This window comes from Pedobacter antarcticus, from assembly GCF_900112985.1.
Taxonomy (GTDB): Bacteria; Bacteroidota; Bacteroidia; order Sphingobacteriales; family Sphingobacteriaceae; genus Pedobacter; species Pedobacter antarcticus.
In genome coordinates this window covers 431601-448550 of the sequence record NZ_FONS01000001.1, presented here as the reverse complement: position 1 = coordinate 448550, position 16950 = coordinate 431601, and the positions used below count along the sequence as shown (strand labels likewise).

Annotated in this window: 12 protein-coding genes; 10 read left to right on the top strand and 2 right to left on the bottom strand. The window is 42.6% G+C overall.

What is annotated here, in order from left to right; all coding sequences use genetic code 11:
* Window positions 1-18 precede the first annotated feature (18 nt).
* The 7 genes from rhaT to BM192_RS01935 are packed head-to-tail and all read left to right on the top strand — an operon-like array spanning window position 19 to window position 8726.
* The gene (gene rhaT, locus BM192_RS01965; protein ID WP_037444621.1) at window positions 19-1095 is read left to right on the top strand and encodes an L-rhamnose/proton symporter RhaT; all 1077 of its coding nucleotides are present in this window, start codon (window positions 19-21) and stop codon (window positions 1093-1095) included.
* A 23-nt stretch (window positions 1096-1118) separates the two neighbouring features.
* The gene (locus tag BM192_RS01960) at window positions 1119-3239 is read left to right on the top strand and encodes a bifunctional rhamnulose-1-phosphate aldolase/short-chain dehydrogenase (protein WP_037444619.1); all 2121 of its coding nucleotides are present in this window, start codon (window positions 1119-1121) and stop codon (window positions 3237-3239) included.
* A gap of 36 nt (window positions 3240-3275) precedes the next feature.
* A complete protein-coding gene (locus BM192_RS01955) occupies window positions 3276-4550 on the top strand; it encodes a sugar isomerase (RefSeq protein ID WP_037444617.1) in 1275 nt (424 codons plus the stop codon).
* Window positions 4550-5944, top strand: coding sequence for an FGGY-family carbohydrate kinase (locus BM192_RS01950; RefSeq protein WP_037444615.1), 1395 nt, complete (start codon window positions 4550-4552; stop codon window positions 5942-5944). The genes BM192_RS01955 and BM192_RS01950 overlap by 1 nt, the downstream gene beginning before the upstream one ends.
* Before the next feature lie 3 nt (window positions 5945-5947).
* The gene (locus BM192_RS01945; RefSeq protein WP_037444612.1) at window positions 5948-6703 is read left to right on the top strand and encodes a (Fe-S)-binding protein; all 756 of its coding nucleotides are present in this window, start codon (window positions 5948-5950) and stop codon (window positions 6701-6703) included.
* A complete protein-coding gene (locus BM192_RS01940; protein ID WP_051760268.1) occupies window positions 6703-8082 on the top strand; it encodes a lactate utilization protein B in 1380 nt (459 codons plus the stop codon). The genes BM192_RS01945 and BM192_RS01940 overlap by 1 nt, the downstream gene beginning before the upstream one ends.
* 20 nt (window positions 8083-8102) lie before the next feature.
* Window positions 8103-8726, top strand: coding sequence for a LutC/YkgG family protein (locus tag BM192_RS01935; RefSeq protein ID WP_037444609.1), 624 nt, complete (start codon window positions 8103-8105; stop codon window positions 8724-8726).
* On the opposite strand, the gene BM192_RS01930 is transcribed toward BM192_RS01935, so the two are convergent.
* Window positions 8715-9362, bottom strand: coding sequence for a DUF6266 family protein (locus BM192_RS01930; RefSeq protein ID WP_037444607.1), 648 nt, complete (start codon window positions 9360-9362; stop codon window positions 8715-8717). The genes BM192_RS01935 and BM192_RS01930 overlap by 12 nt on opposite strands.
* A 303-nt stretch (window positions 9363-9665) precedes the next feature.
* Here BM192_RS01930 and BM192_RS01925 point away from each other — a divergent pair, with 303 nt between their 5' ends.
* Window positions 9666-11039 (top strand): NAD-dependent succinate-semialdehyde dehydrogenase, encoded by a 1374-nt coding sequence (locus BM192_RS01925; RefSeq protein WP_037444604.1) that lies wholly within the window; start codon window positions 9666-9668, stop codon window positions 11037-11039.
* Window positions 11040-11079: 40 nt separating this feature from the next.
* On the opposite strand, the gene BM192_RS01920 is transcribed toward BM192_RS01925, so the two are convergent.
* Entirely contained in the window at window positions 11080-11964 is an 885-nt protein-coding gene (locus tag BM192_RS01920) for an AraC family transcriptional regulator (protein ID WP_051760339.1), read from the bottom strand.
* A 318-nt stretch (window positions 11965-12282) separates the two neighbouring features.
* Between BM192_RS01920 and BM192_RS01915 the strand changes: the two genes are divergently transcribed.
* Window positions 12283-15375 carry a SusC/RagA family TonB-linked outer membrane protein gene (locus tag BM192_RS01915; protein WP_037444599.1) on the top strand — a complete coding sequence of 1031 codons (3093 nt, stop codon included), beginning with the start codon at window positions 12283-12285 and terminating at the stop codon, window positions 15373-15375.
* A 32-nt stretch (window positions 15376-15407) separates the two neighbouring features.
* The gene (locus BM192_RS01910) at window positions 15408-16916 is read left to right on the top strand and encodes a RagB/SusD family nutrient uptake outer membrane protein (RefSeq protein ID WP_074963866.1); all 1509 of its coding nucleotides are present in this window, start codon (window positions 15408-15410) and stop codon (window positions 16914-16916) included.
* Window positions 16917-16950 lie beyond the last annotated feature (34 nt).

Genomic DNA, 16950 nt, shown 5'->3' with positions numbered 1-16950 from the left:
TAACCAAATAAAGAACTTATGCAAATTATACTCGGTGTGTTATTCCATTTTATTGGTGGTTTTGCGTCTGGCAGTTTTTATATCCCTTTTAAAAAGGTCAAAGGATGGGCTTGGGAGAGCTATTGGATAGTGGGCGGCATTTTCTCCTGGTTAATTATCCCACCACTGGCTGCTTACCTGACTATACCCGATTTTTCGGCGATAATTAGTCATACGTCTGGTAATATATTGCTTTTCACCTACCTGTTTGGTGTGTTATGGGGTATTGGAGGGTTAACCTACGGATTAGGTGTCCGGTATCTTGGCGTGTCACTGGGAAGTTCAATTATCCTGGGACTAAGCTCTGTCTTCGGTGCTTTATTGCCCTCGGTTTATTATAATTTCTTTCCAAAAGCAGGAAAGGATACGTTTACAGATATGATCAGCAGCCCCTGGGGACAGCTGGTTATCCTTGGACTTGCAGTTTGTGTTGTTGGTATTATCATCTGCGGAAAGGCAGGTATGGCTAAGGAAAAGGATCTTGAAGGGCAGCACCCGACCGCAGAAAGCAAGGAATTTAAAATAGGATTGGGACTAACCGTAGCCGTTATTTCAGGGATTCTGAGTTCCTGCTTTGCCTTTGGTATAGATGCTGGGAAAGATATGGCGCATGAGGCCAATTTATATTGGCAGACGCTGCACCCCGGAGAAGGTGAATTTTTATTTCAGAATAATGTAACTTATGTTATTATACTTTGGGGTGGGTTGACCACCAATTTGTTTTGGTGTATGGTACTGAATACCAGAAATAAAACATTTAAAGATTATACAAATACCCAAACACCTTTGGTATCAAATTACATCTTTTCTGCCCTAGCTGGAATTACCTGGTTTTTACAGTTCTTCTTTTACGGTATGGCAGAGAGTAAATTAGGTAACGGTGCAAGTTCCTGGATTCTGCATATGGCTTTCATTATCCTGGTAGCCAATGTTTGGGGGCTGGTTCTTAAAGAGTGGACTGCTGTGAGTAAAAAAACTTTCAATACCGTACTAGCCGGAATAGCATGTATTATCCTTTCCATTCTGATTGTAGGGTATGGAAATTCAATTAAATAGAAAAAGAAATCAAATTAAATTTTATGTCTGACGAAAAAGACCGTTTCAAGCACGTCAATTATTTATGGGACAAGGCAGAAGCCGATAAACTGGAAGGTGATGAGGTTGGCCTGCTCATTTACAGGTCTAACTTATTAGGGGCCGACCTGAGACTAACAAATTACGGCGGTGGAAATACCTCCTGCAAAGCTATAGCAGCCGACCCGCTTAGTGGCGATCCGGTAGAAATCATGTGGATTAAGGGTTCAGGAGGCGATATAGGCACACTTAAACGCAATGGCCTGGCTGCATTATATGTAGAACGGTTACGTGAGCTGCGCAAAGTATACCGGGGAATCGCACATGAAGACGAAATGGTAGAGTTATTCAACCATTGTATTTACGACCTGGATTCCCGTGCGCCTTCAATTGATACGCCACTTCATGGCTTTTTACCCTTCAAACACATTGATCATCTGCACCCGGATGCTGCTATTGCAATTGCAGCGGCGAAAGATGGGAAGAAGATTACAGAAGAATTATTTCAGGGTCAGATAGGCTGGGTTGACTGGCAAAAACCAGGATTCGATCTCGGACTGCAACTGAAACAATGTCTGGATGAGAACCCGGGTATCCGGGGTATCATGCTTGGATCACACGGATTGTTCACCTGGGGCGACACAGCTTATGAAAGTTATGTGAATACTCTGGAAGTAGTAGAAAAATGCGCCGCTTATCTGGAGGAAAATTTCGGTAAGAAATCTCCCGTTTTCGGTGGTCAGCGGATCAGTTCCGCATCTTTAGAACAACGCAGAAATCAGGCAGCAGTTCTTGCGCCCGTTTTGAGAGGATTCTGTTCTAGTGAACGTCATATGATTGGGCATTTCAGCGATGATGCGCGTGTTCTGGAGTTTATTAATTCCCACGACCTGGAACGTTTGGCGCCGCTGGGTACGAGTTGCCCAGATCATTTTCTGCGTACTAAGATCTCCCCTTTGGTACTGGAACTCGAACCGGATGAAGATCTGCGGGATACTGAAGCAGTTAAAAATAAGCTGAAAGGTGCATTTGAAGCCTATCGTGAAATGTACAGAACTTATTACCAGACCTGTAAACAGGAGAATAGCCCGGCTATCCGCGATGCCAATCCTGTTATTCTGCTTTACCCTGGCATCGGACTGTTTTCTTTTGCGAAAGATAAGCAGACAGCCAGGGTGGCAGCTGAATTTTATACCAATGCAATTAATGTAATGAAAGGAGCGGAAGCAATTTCAAACTATACCGCACTACCGCGTCAGGAAGCCTTCAATATTGAATACTGGTTGCTCGAAGAGGCTAAGCTACAGCGGATGCCTAAACCTAAAGCACTCTCCGGAAAAATAGCATTAGTTACCGGAAGCGCAGGCGGAATAGGCAAAGCAATTGCTAAAAAGTTTGTAGAAGAAGGAGCTGTTGTATTGATCAACGATAACGATGCTGCGCGACTGGAACAGGCCGTTGCAGAGTTTAGTGCCAATTACGGGAAAGATGCATTTGCTTCTGCCTTGCTAGATGTAACCAGTCAGGCGGCTATCACACAAGCATTCGCAGAATCAGCTATCGCTTTCGGCGGTGTGGATATTGTGGTTAACTGTGCCGGGTTATCGATATCCAAGCCAATCGAAGAGCATACCGACAAAGACTGGGATTTATTATATGATGTATTGGTGAAAGGACAGTTTAATGTAACTAAGGAAACTGTTTTGATGATGCGTAAGCAGGGAACCGGAGGTGATATTATCAATATAGTTAGTAAAAATGCACTAGTCTCAGGACCAAACAACGCAGGATATGGTTCTGCGAAAGCCGCTCAGTTACATTTGAGCAGGTTGAATGCTGCTGAATTAGGCGCAGATCAGATTCGGGTGAATGTTGTAAATCCGGATGCCGTCATTTCAGACAGTAAGATTTGGGAAGGTGACTGGGCCGCCGGCAGGGCTAAAGCTTACGGGGTTAAAGTAGAAGACCTGCCGGCATTTTACGCTAAAAGGACTTTGTTGAATCAAATTATTCTGCCGGAAGATATAGCGAATGCTTGTTTTGTCTTTGTCGGAGGACAGCTGAATAAATCAACAGGTAATGTATTAAATATTGATGGCGGGGTTGCCATGGCATTTGTGAGGTAAGGAAGCCTAAAATTGAAGAATTAAAAAGAGGACCGTATGGAAATTACACAGAATCAACTGGAAGCGCATAATGATAGGGCTTCTAAAGCACATCAGCAGAGCTTTAACTTTATAGCTGCTACACAACAACGGGTTGAAGAAGTAATCAGTAAGCTCATTAGCTTTCAGGTCGCGATTCCAAGCTGGGCTTTAGGCACAGGAGGAACCCGCTTCGGACGTTTCTCCGGCGGAGGAGAGCCACGCAGCCTTGACGAAAAGCTAGCTGACATTGGCCTGCTGCATCGTTTAAACCAGTCTAGCGGTGCTGCCTCATTGCATATTCCATGGGACGTACCGCAGGACTACGCTGCAATCAGACAGCAGGCGCAACACTATAATCTTCGCTTCGACGCGATGAATTCCAATACTTTTCAGGATCAGCCAGATCAGGCACACAGTTATAAATTCGGCTCTTTACACCATGCAGATCCTGCTGTACGTAAACAGGCAGTTGAACATAATATTGAAGTGATCCGCCAGGGCATTGAGCTCGGCTCAGATACATTGTCTATTTGGCTGGCGGACGGTTCTTGTTTTCCGGGGCAGTTAAATTTCAGAAAAGCATTTCAGCGTACACTGGAGAGCCTGCAGGAAATATATGCGGCTCTACCGGAACACTGGAAAGTTTTTGTGGAGTATAAAGCATTTGAACCGAATTTCTATTCTACTACAATTGGCGATTGGGGACAATCACTGCTTTTCGCGAATAAACTCGGACCAAAGGCGTTTACGCTGGTAGACCTGGGACATCATTTACCAAATGCAAATATTGAACAGATCGTTTCTTTATTACTGATGGAAGAGAAACTCGGCGGATTCCATTTCAACGACTCTAAATATGGAGATGATGATCTTACTGCAGGAAGCATTAAACCTTATCAGTTATTTTTGATATTTAATGAGCTCGTCGAAGGTCTGGATGCCAGAGGACTCGACCATGCGACTGGTCTGGGCTGGATGATTGACGCGTCTCATAATGTGAAAGACCCCCTGGAAGATCTCTTACAATCGGTAGATGCAATAATGCTTGCTTATGCGCAGGCATTATTGGTAGATCGCGACGCTTTAACAGCGGCTCAGGACAATAACGATGTTACTTTATGTCAGGAGATTTTGCAGGATGCCTTTCGTACAGACCTCAGACCCGTGGTTCGTGAAGCGAGGTTGCGGGCGGGAGGAGCAGCGAATCCGGTAGGATTGTATCGTGAACTGCAGATACGTCAGCAACTGATCAGCGAGCGCGGATTGAAAACGGTAGCAACAGGATTATAATGATGGCAGTTCCGGTTATAGTTATATTCGATGTCGGTAAAACCAATAAAAAGGTTTTTGTTTTCAACGAAGATTATGAGATCGTTTATGAACGTTCTGCACGTTTTACCGAAACTTATGATGAAGATGGAGATGTCTGCGAAAATCTGGAAAGTCTTCGCTCTTCGGTTTTTAATGCGCTGCATGAATTATTGGCAAGAAAGGATTTTATGGTCAGGGCCGTGAATTTTTCCGGATATGGTGCCAGTCTCGTTTTTACCGATGAATCAGGAAAGCCGCTGACACCCCTATATAATTATTTGAAGTCTTACCCCCTTGACCTGCAAAATGAATTTGACAAGAAATATGGGCAGGGAGATAGGATTGCAGCTGAAACCTCGTCTCCGGCACTGGGGAGTTTAAATTCGGGAATGCAGCTTTACCGTGTCAAAAATGAAAGACCAGCGCTATTCAATAAAATCCGTTATGCCCTGCATCTGCCACAATACCTTAGTTTTATGGTAACTGGTCAGGCGGTTTCCGGCCTCACCAGTATTGGTTGTCACACCCGGTTATGGGATTTTGGCAAACAGAACTATCACCCTTGGGTTATCGAAGAAGAACTTGATAAGAAATTAGCTCCCTTGATGACCGAAGATCAGGCATTTGATGTTGAATTAGATGGACACAGCTTTAAGGCAGGTCCCGGCTTACATGACAGCTCTGCTGCTTTGATTCCTTATCTGATTAATTTCCACGAACCATTTATATTGATCTCTACAGGGACCTGGTGTATTACAATGAATCCGTTCAGGGAGGAAGTGCTTACCGCTCAGGAGCTCGATCAAGACTGCCTTTGTTATTTACAGTACAAGGGTAAGGCGGTAGCAGCTTCGAGAATATTTGCGGGTTATGAACATGAGCAACAGGTAAAACGAATTGCAGAACATTTTAACGAGCACACCGGATTTTACCGCGGATTTCATTTAAATGCAGAATTAGCTGAAAGGATTTTTCAGGAAAACGCAGAGAAAACGGAGAATTTAAAATGGAGCAAGACCTCTGGTTTTGACAAGAAAATGTTAAACAGATTTAAGACTGCCGAAGAAGCTTATTATTATTTTATACTCGATATTGTGAAGCAGCAATTTGTATCTTCCCGCCTTGTCATGAAAAGTAAACAGCTCAAACGAATCTTCGTTGACGGAGGTTTCAGCAAAAACCAAATATACATGAACTTTCTTGCACGTTTTTTTTCTGAAATGGAAGTCTATGCTGCATCGATGGCTCAGGCTAGTGCTATTGGAGCAGCTCTAGCTATACATGAGCACTGGAATACACAACCCATACCGGATCACATTATTGAATTGAAATATTATGCCGGAAAGATACCCTTCAAACCAACACATCTTTAACAAATGCCCGATAACCCTTTATCTCTCCGCATAGGGCTGTTCGTTCCCTGCTATGTAGATCAGTTTTACCCGGGAGCAGCAATAGCCACTTATCAGTTGCTCACTAAACTTGGAATGGATGTAACTTATCCGGAAAATCAGACCTGTTGTGGTCAGCCTATGGCAAACAGCGGATTTGAACATCTGACGGACGGATGTAATACCCTGTTTATAGATCAGTTCAGTGAGTTCGATTATATTGTTTCACCTTCAGGCAGTTGTGTACTGCACGTCAAAGAACACCTCAAGGACAAAAAACAGCCTGAAATGGCCATCGGAATTCGTAAAAAGGTCTATGAACTCGTCGAGTTTCTGGTCGATATTCTCGGCGTGCAGGAGCTCAATGCCAGCTTTCCACATAAAGTCGGTTTGCATCAAAGTTGTCACGGTCAGCGTGGGCTAATGCTTAGTCAGATGTCAGAACTGGCAGCACCATTTTATTCCAAACCTCTTCAATTACTTAAACTGGTGAAAGGACTTGAACTCGTTGAACTCAGCAGGGAAGATGAATGCTGCGGTTTTGGCGGAACATTTTGCGTGGCCGAAGAAGCGGTTTCTGTAAAGATGGGAAAGGACAGATTAAAAGATCATCTCAGCCATGGTGCAACTTTCATAACCGGATCAGATATGAGTTGTCTGATGCATATGGAAGGGATATTAAAAAGAGATGGGAGTAAAGTACAGGTATTGCACATTGCAGAAATCCTAAATGCAGAATAATGGCTATAGAAGCAGGAAAACAAACACATTCAGAACTTGCCGGTGGTTTCAATGCAGATGAGCAGCGTGTAGACTGGCATGATGAAACCCTATGGTGGATCAGGCAAAAAAGGGATAAAGCTGCACATGGGATTCCGGAATGGGAGCTTTTGCGCGAGACCGCGTCTCAAATTAAAAATAATGTATTATCAGGACTGGCAGCTTATCTGGAGAACTTTGAAGCACGTGCGTTAGAGAATGGCATCAAGGTACACTGGGCCGCCGATGCTGCCGCACATAATCAAATCGTATATCGTATTCTTAAAGAAAAAGAGGTTACGCAATTGGTGAAGAGCAAGTCTATGCTCACCGAAGAATGTCACCTGAATACTTTTCTTGAAGAAAAGGGAATAAGTGTGATTGACTCAGACTTAGGCGAGCGGATCGTGCAGCTTGCCAAAGAACCTCCAAGCCATATTGTGCTACCGTGTATTCATAAAAAAAAGGAGGAAATAGGTGAGTTGTTCCACGAACATCTCGGAACTGCAGCTGGCGAATCAGATCCGCAAGTTTTAACCGAAGCTGCCAGACAGCATTTACGCGAAGTATTTTTAACCAGCAAGGCAGCATTGACCGGAGTTAACTTTGCAATTGCAGAAACAGGTGAATTTGTAGTCTGTACAAATGAAGGTAATGCAGATTTAGGAGCCCACCTTGCCGACGTTCATATTGCAAGTATGGGTATTGAAAAAATTATCCCGGAGAGAGCACATTTGGGTGTATTCCTGCGTTTGCTAACCAGAAGTGCGACAGGACAGCCCATTACAACCTACTCAAGCCATTTTAAGAAGCCTGCTCCCGGTCAGGAAATACACCTGATCCTGGTCGATAACGGTAGAACTGAGCATATGGGCCGGGAAGATTTCAGGGCATCCCTGAAATGTATCCGTTGTGGTGCTTGTATGAATACTTGTCCTGTTTATCGCAGAAGTGGGGGACACAGTTACCATTACACTATTTCTGGTCCGATAGGAGCTATCCTTGCACCAAATCTGGACCGTAAAAAATATGCAGACCTTCCATTTGCATCTACACTGTGCGGGTCATGCAGTAATGTGTGCCCGGTAAAAATTGACATTCATCAGCAGCTTTATAAGTGGCGTCAGGTAATTGTTCAGGAAGGCCATGCCGATCTGGCTAAAAAATTAAGTATGAAGGGGATGAGTTTATTATTGTCTTCGCCTTCTGCATATCGTATCGCTGGTAAATCCGGCAGGTGGTTACTCAGGCATGCGCCGTTTGCGATGAACAATAAATTCAATCCCTGGTATAAGCAACGTGAAATGCCGGCTCCGCCTGAGCAGTCATTCTCTGAGTGGTACAAAAAAATGAAGAAATAATTTCCCAGAAATTCCATCCCATGCAAGATCCGCTATCACTACAAAGCCGGGCAAATATTCTGGCTGCCTTAAGACATAACCAACCAGAAAGTTCTGCACTTCCTCCTTTACTGTATTTTCCGCAGGCTCCGGCAGCTGAATTAAAGGAACAGTTTATTCGCATTGCAACTGGAATCGGTTCAGTGGTACTTACCGCAGATACATTTGAAGGTGCCGTGGAGCTTCTGCAAAATACTATAAAACCAGGTCAGAAAGTACTGAGTACAGTTCCTGAACTGTCATCTGACGAATTCATTTATCCTGGAAAAGACCAGGATCCACACCGCTACGCCGACCTGGATATAGCTATATTCAAACCTCTTGTCGCTGTAGCGGAAAATTCAGCCTTATGGATCACCGACGAGCAATTGATTACCAGAGCGCTGCCTTTTATTACGCAGCATATCTACATGCTTGTCGATATTTCGGTATTGGTTGCTGACATGCATGAAGCCAGCAGGATAACCGGTCTGGAATCTCAGAAATATGGTTTTGGTACTTATATCGCGGGGCCTTCCAAGACAGCGGATATTGAGCAGTCGCTGGTTCTGGGTGCACACGGTCCGAGAAGTATGACCATTTTTCTTTATGGGTCAGGGGCGTAAACAACCACCATATACGCTATCTGAGACCTCATCATCAAGCAAATTCTTAAAACAGAAATACAGATGGTAGGTATAACCCAGTTCGGTCCTTGTTTTTAACGCGAGAGTCTGCTGCCTGTCTTTTTTACTGCCTTTATAAATTTCTGAATACACTTGTTGTGTGTCGGTACAGTAGAGTAATATCATAGTCTGCTGGTTGGCCTCATCATGCATTAATTTAGTTTTGGTTTCCCAATGGAGTGTGATGTTTTGATCCTGTAGGCTTACGGTTAAGTTTTCCGGAGCAGGCAATGATCCGGAACTCAGCTGCACCATTTCCCAGTTTATCTGCTGTTCAGGAAAGGTGCCGGTTACTCCGTGTTTCAGATGATACGACTGACTTAGATTGTGGGTCGTTTTATTGTGTGTTATGCTTTTGGCTCTGTATCCTATTTTTATAAAATCTATGCAGGAGTTTAGTAAACCCGTTATTAACTTCAGTTTGTAGTTCTGTGCCTGTTGTGCCAGAGATCTTAGTTTCCCGGAAACTACAGATGGAGTCGTTCTCGCATAAACCTTTCCATGCATAGAATAAACAACCAGTGGCCCGATTTTCCCTGTTACCATGCCTAGAAGGCCATTTTTCACTCTCGCCATATTTTTTATTTTATTTTATTAAAAATGTTTTCTTTTCTGAGATATAATATAGTGTTTTTATGCTTAATAAGCAATTAAGTTTACATCTAATTCTTGTTTTGTGCATTTTTTATTCGATATTTCTTCAATTCCGATTGAAGGAACAATGAACGAAGTATGAACAAACTCCGAAGGAACTTTGTATTAACCACAAATTAAACCAGCAGAATACTGGGGCATATAGTTGATAACAACGAAAGTCTCCAAATAATATCGATGACAAACATTCCTCTGACCGTAGTGTTTCTATAAAAACCATTTTTTATGTCTATTTCATCTATTAATCCAGTTAACGGAGAGCTTATTCAAGAATATCCGGCAGACACTGTAAATCAGCTCCGAGAAAAAGTAGAACTTACCCATCAGTCCTGGCTGGATTACCGGAAAACCTCCTGGCAGACTCGTTCAGCCGGTTTGGATAGAATGGCCGAACTGTTACTGGAACGAAAACAGGATCTGGCCAGATTAATGGCCTTAGAAATGGGAAAGCCATTAAAAGATGGCGTTGCAGAAATTGAGAAGTGTGCAGCAGTCTGTCAATATTATGCAGCTCAGGGAGAAGGTTTTCTGAAGGATGAGACAGTCGAAACTGCTGCAGGAAAAAGTTATGTCACTTTTCAGCCAATAGGAGTAGTCCTGGCTATCATGCCCTGGAATTTCCCCTTCTGGCAGTTATTTCGTTTCCTCGCTCCGGCTTTAATGGCCGGTAATGCAGGTCTGCTCAAACATGCATCTAATGTTACTGGCTGTGCACTAGCTATTTCGGCTTTAGTGGAAGACGCAGGGTTTCCCGAAAATATCTTTAATGTATTAATTACCAGCAGTAAATATATACAGGAAGTGATTGCGCATCCGCTAGTTAAGGCTGTTACGCTCACCGGCAGTACAGCTGCAGGAATGAGTGTGGCAGAACAATCGGGTAAATTACTGAAGAAGACTGTGCTTGAGCTCGGTGGTAGTGACCCTTACCTTGTGCTGGCTGACGCCGATATCGAACTGGCAGCCAAAGTATGTGCCGAAGCAAGGCTAATTAATAATGGGCAGAGTTGTATCGCAGCTAAACGTTTTATCGTAGTGAAAGAAGTGGAAGAAGAGTTTACCACACTCTTCAGATCCCACATGGCCGCTAAAAAAACGGGTGATCCACTGCTCGCCGGTACAGATCTGGGTCCAATGGCCAGGGCAGATCTAAGGGACGAATTACATGGTCAGGTCCAAGAATGTATTAGTCAGGGTGCAAAATGCATATTAGGTGGAAATATTCCTGATTTCCCTGGTGATCATGCCTTTTACGAGCCAACCATCCTTAGTGGAATTAAACCGGGAATGCTCGTTTATAAAGAAGAGATATTCGGACCTGTCGCCGCCATTTTTACCGCAATAGATACTGATGATGCCGTCAGGATCGCGAATGACACAAATTTCGGTTTGGGTGCGGCCGTATTTACCAGAAATGCGGCATTAGCAGAAGACATTGCCAGAAATCAGTTGCAGGCAGGTTCTTGTTTTGTAAATACGAATGTCAAGTCAGACCCTAAATTACCTTTTGGAGGGATTAATCAAAGTGGCTACGGCAGGGAACTCGGTTTATATGGGATCAGAGAGTTCGTAAACATCAAAACCGTATTTATACAATAAATCGGATTGTTGGTAAACAGGAGTCTGCTATTATGTTTAATTAGGCAGGCTCCTGACTTCTTTTTCTGTAATCGGTTGGTTTGATGCCTGTTTTTTTCTTAAAAATTTTTGAAAAATAGAAACTGGAGTCAAAATTCAATTCGATAGAGATTTCTTTGATTGGTAAATTTGTCCCGCATAACATTTCCTTTGCTTTTTCTATTTTAAGCTGCAGATAGTATTGTCCCGGAGAAAGTCCGGTATAGTTTTTAAATAACTTACGGAAGGAAGAGTATCCTATATTAAGCTGCTGAGCTGCAAGCTGGGGTGAATATGAATTGTTAATATTTGAACGAAAAAGTAACATCGCCTTGTTAATAATGGTTTCTTCTTCTTTGTTTTCGGTTGAACTTTGCTTAATTACCGCGTGACATGCCCCAATCAAATGCAGTACCGCACCAGATACCAGCGGTTGATAACCTTGTTTTTCTTCTTTTGTCTTGTCGATTATACAATTGTAGAGATTAAAAATATTTTCATTAAAACCCACGTATAGGCAGGGTTTTTCAATGCTTAAATACCCGGATTGGACGAGGTTGTCTATAATGTTGCCCTTAAGTCCCACCCAATATTCATCCCATCCGGTTTGATTGTCTGGTTTATAACGATGCCGTTCATTGGGGAAAATAACAATTACGGTACCTGCTTTGACCTGTGTCTGTTTTAGACTGGCAGATTCAAACAGACCTTGTCCTTTAGTGATATAAATTATCTGATATTCCTGCAGAACTCTCCAAGTGTTCCAGTTAAAATTATGCGGTGCAGGATGCCCTTCAAACGGATAACAATCAGAGGCTTCAGTACGCGTACATCCCGCATTCAATACACTTAAACCCCAATTCTCATCTTCTTTACTAACAGGCAGGTATTTGTAAAAATTTATCATGGCCATTCATTCAAATTCCCGGTTTTATATTTGGTTGTTTTTTGCGGTTTTTAAAATATAAAAATAAGCATCCTTTGTAGAAGGGAGGCCTTTGTATCAAAAAATATATACGAATTATCAGTTTGTTAATTCTTCTCCCGGAAATTATCATTAAGCGAAAGCATCGTTAACACGACAGCCTGTTTCAGCCTGCAGAAATGATTCACTATTAATCAGAAACAGCAGTTCATTTATCAGAATAACCATTTAACAGAAGGAGCTATTCGGATACTTTTGAAATCAACCAAATATTAACCTAATTATTAAACCATCTTCATTATGGGAAAAAGACTTTTGCTTTTTGCGACGGGTAAACATTTCGCAATAATGGCTCTCGCATTATTATTTTATTTACAAGGTCAGGCACAGACCGTTGTGAAAGTGTCCGGTACTTTAACCGACGCCGCCGGTTCAGGACCGGTCTCAGGTGCTTCTGTTGCAGTGATGGGTTCAAACACCATTACACAAACTGATGGCAAAGGACACTTTTCCATCAGTGCCACTAAGGGATCAACGCTGATCATCCGTTTTATTGGTTATACAGAACAACGGGTCCTTGTCACAGATCAGACAAATCTAAAAATTCAACTCTCTGCATCTGCTGAAGGATTGCAGGAAGTTGTGGTCCTTGCCTACGGATCACAACGTAAAGGAGACATCACCGGTGCTGTATCTGCAATAGACTTGTCCAAATCTCAGGGTATTCCTGCATCTAATGTCGGCAGACTATTGCAGGGACAGGCAGCGGGTGTGGTCGCTAAACAAACCACAGGAGAGCCTGGACAGGAGTTGCAGGTAGAAATCCGGGGAAATAGTTCCCTTGGTGCTACCAGCGATCCCTTGTATGTTGTCGACGGTTTTCCAGTTGGTACCAGTGTCGGTACGGCATTAAACTCAAACGATATAGAAAGTATCACCGTTTTAAAAGACGCCGCTTCAACTTCAGTTTACGGTTCCAGAGGAGCGAATGGTGTCGTGCTGATTACCACTAAGAGTGGCAAAAAGGATGGGTTTAAACTAACGGTAAGTTCCAATAATGGATTTGCCAATGTACCGGATTCTCGTCGTGTTAAAGTGCTGAATGGCCCTCAATTTGCACAATTTCAGCAAGAAATTTTCACAGATAAGATTCGCTATTTTCAAAACAGGGAACCGTTAATCTCAGAAATTCCCGAAGATTTCCGCTACCCTGAAAAGACAACTGTTTCGACCGATTGGTATAAAGAAATTTTGCGTCAGAATGCGCCCTTCAGTGATTACAATATTTCATTGAGTAACGGTTCAGAGAAAACCAGTTCTTATTTGTCTATGGGTTATCTTAGTCAGCAGGGTGCCTTAAAGAATACCGGTTTTAACAGGGTTACCGCCAGAGCCAACCTAGATGGCAGACCTAATGACTATATCAATTTAGGTTTAATGTTATCCGGAGCATATTCCTGGGCAAAGAACAGTGATGCTGTTGCTGGAACTTATGGTAATAATATTGTAGACCAGGCCTTATTAATGGATCCAAGGGAACCTGTTTATAATGAAAACGGATCTTATAATAATTACATCGGGGGTCATGATAATATTTTCGGATTTCCCAATCCCGTGCAGCGACTTTACGAAGAGCAGCACAGGCAGTATAAGGGTAATTTGACCGCTAATGCTTATATCGAAATTAAACCTGTGAAGGATCTATCTTTCCGCACTAACCTGAACGGAAAACTGGAGGATGTTCGTAATCATGATTTTACACCTTCGGGGATTGCTGGCTTTAACAATGCGCCACCGCGAATGGCCAGTGCCAATGAAGCTTTCTATAATTATCTGAATTATGGAATGGATAACCTGCTTACCTATTCACCAAAATTTGAAGATCATAAACTAGAAGTAACAGTTGGACATATTTTTCAGAAAAATACGGTAAATACTGGTAGTGCAAACGGGACAAATTTCCCTGATGATCTGGTCGAATATGTTTCTGCTGCAAACCAAAGAGATGGGAGTTCTGGAATGGCTGCTTATACTATTGAGAGCTTTTTATCGCGTGTTAACTATTCCTACAAAGGAAAATACCTGTTTACTGCTGCGTTTAACCGGGAAGCAAGTTCCAGATTTGGGAGTAACAACCGCTGGGGAAGTTTTCCTTCGGCATCTGTCGGCTGGCGTATTTCGCAGGAGAATTTCTTTCCTAAGTTAAGCTGGGTTGATGATATGAAATTTCGCGCAAGTTATGGGATAACAGGCAACAATAATATAGGGAACTATACTCCGCAGGCTAATATCAACAACAGTAATTATGTGTTTGGAAATACTGTTGTACCAGGTGCGACAGTGGGTTCTTTTCCTAACATTAATTTAGGTTGGGAGCAGTCTAGACAGCTTGACATTGGTTTGGATCTGAGTCTGCTCAAAAATAAAATAAGTGTGACTGCAGAATATTATCGCAAACTGACCACAGATATGCTTCTGAACGTGGAAGTGCCTGCAGTAGCGGGCTTCAGTAATATTATCACTAACATAGGGAAATTGCAGAATAAGGGCGTGGAGCTTGGTATAAATTACAGAGACCGATTTAATCAGGTTACTTTTAATACTGGATTTAACATTTCCTTTAACCGAAACAAAGTTCTGGAAATTGACGGCGATAGAAATTCGCTGTTGAGCGGCGCATTCTATGATGGTTATAATATCACTCAGGTGGGCAAACCAGTAGGATTATTCTATGGTTACAAAGTGTTGGGTATCTATCAGAACCAGGCAGAAATTGATAACAGTCCGCATAATCCTAACCATATTCCCGGTACCTATCAATATCTGGACGGCAATGGAGATGGAGCTATTTCGTATGACACTGAAGATATGGTTGTTATAGGTAATCCAAATCCAAAGTTTACCTGGGGGTGGAATTGGAATGTCGGTTACAAACGATTTGATTTAAGTGTTTTATTAAATGGATCATATGGTGGAGATCTTTACCGCGCTATTGAAATGAATCTCGCTAATATTGATGGGGTATTTAATGTGCTTTCAGAAGTGCAGAACCGCTGGAGATCTGAACAACAGCCTGGAGCGGGAAAACAGGCAGGATCCAACACCTACTATTTCACCAGGGAATCAAATTCAAGGTATGTTTATAAGGGCACTTACGCATGGGTCAAAAACATCACACTGGGTTACACCATTCCGAGAGTCAGAAACCTTTTTGATGCCAAACTATTCGTTAGTGTTGACAACGCCTTCCTGTTCACAAAATATCCCGGTAATAATCCAGAAGTTAATGGGGCGAGAGCTAATAATGGCAACGATGTGATTAGTCCGGGCAGAGATATGGAGGCATATCCTGTACCGAGAACAATTTCTGTGGGCACAAGAATTAATTTTTAATCCAATTCTATTATCAATTAAATGAGATCATCATGAATTATCTATATAAAATATCATTGTTATGCTGTGTACTGACAATTACTTCCTGTAAAAAATCATTCCTCGACCTCTCTGACCCTACGAAGAAGACAGCGGACAGGTTTTATAAGAATGAACAAGAATTTCAGCAGGCCGTAAACGGTGCATACAGTTCTTTACAGGATCATGTGAATAGTCAGTACGTTTTTGCAGAGATGCCATCAGACAATACAACCATTCAGCTTAATCCCTCTGACAGGGGACAGACTGACCGGGCGGAAGCATTCGAATTCTGGAACTTAACTGCGACTAATGTCAATATTTCAGAGCTGTACAGTCAGAGTTATAACGCCTTATATAATATCAACTATGCGCTTTTGAAACTAAATGACGTGCCTGGAATCAGCGAAAAGAAAAAAAAACAGTATCAGGGTGAGCTTCAGTTTATCCGGGCGTATTATTATTTTAATCTTGTACGCTATTTCGGGCCTGTGGTTTTAATGACTGAACCACTCGAAAATTCTGCTGAAGCATTTAAAACCGTCCGGAGTGACGAGCAGGTCGTTTATAATCAGATTATTAAAGATTTGACAGAGGCTGCTGCCAGTTTACCGGCCAGAAGTGAATATGCGGCTGCGGACGTCGGACGTGCTTCTAAAGGTGCGGCTCTGGGGTTGCTGGGGAAAGTTTATCTGACCATCAAAGATTATCCAAAAGCTGAGCTAACTTTAAAAGAGGTTTTAACACTAGGTTATGCCCTGGTGGGAGATTACGCTGCTGTGTTTGATCCAGCCAGAAAAAATAACATTGAGTCTTTATTTGAGGTACAATACCAGGGAGGTAATAACCTTGGAGAATGGAGTAGTTTTATCTATGCATTTGCGCCGCGAGGTTCGGAGGGCGCGATTACCGGTTTTCCGACGAGTCGTCCTCAGGGGTGGAATATTCCAACCAGAAGCATAATCAACGAATTTGAAACCGGAGACTTGCGCAAGGCGGTTGCGTTGAAAGAAGGATATACTAACGCCAAAGGAGAATTTATAGGGATTCCTTTTGTCAACAAATATAACCATCCGCATACAATAGATGGAAGAACTGATGATAACTGGCCGGTACTGCGTTACGCAGATATTTTATTAATGCTGGCAGAAGCTATTAATGAACAGGGTGGGCCAGGGAATGCCTATCAGTACATTAATCAGGTGAGAACCAGGGCCGGACTTAAAAGTCTGAATGCATTGGGACAGGAAGATTTCCGGATTGCGATCCGTCATGAGCGCCGTGTAGAGCTGGCTTTTGAAAATGACCGCTGGTTTGATTTGAAAAGAGCATTGACAATTACACAGTTAACGGCTTTAATGAATGCACATGGACAGTCCGAGAAAGCCAATCCGACGGTAGATCGAAGCGGGGTTTCCTTTTCTCCGAATGACTATAAATTTGACGGTTATGAAGCATTCTTTCCTATACCGGACAGACAGTTATTCCTGAATTCAAATTTAACACAGAACCCGGGATACTAATATTGACGAAATCGAAACTTAGCTATGAATTTAA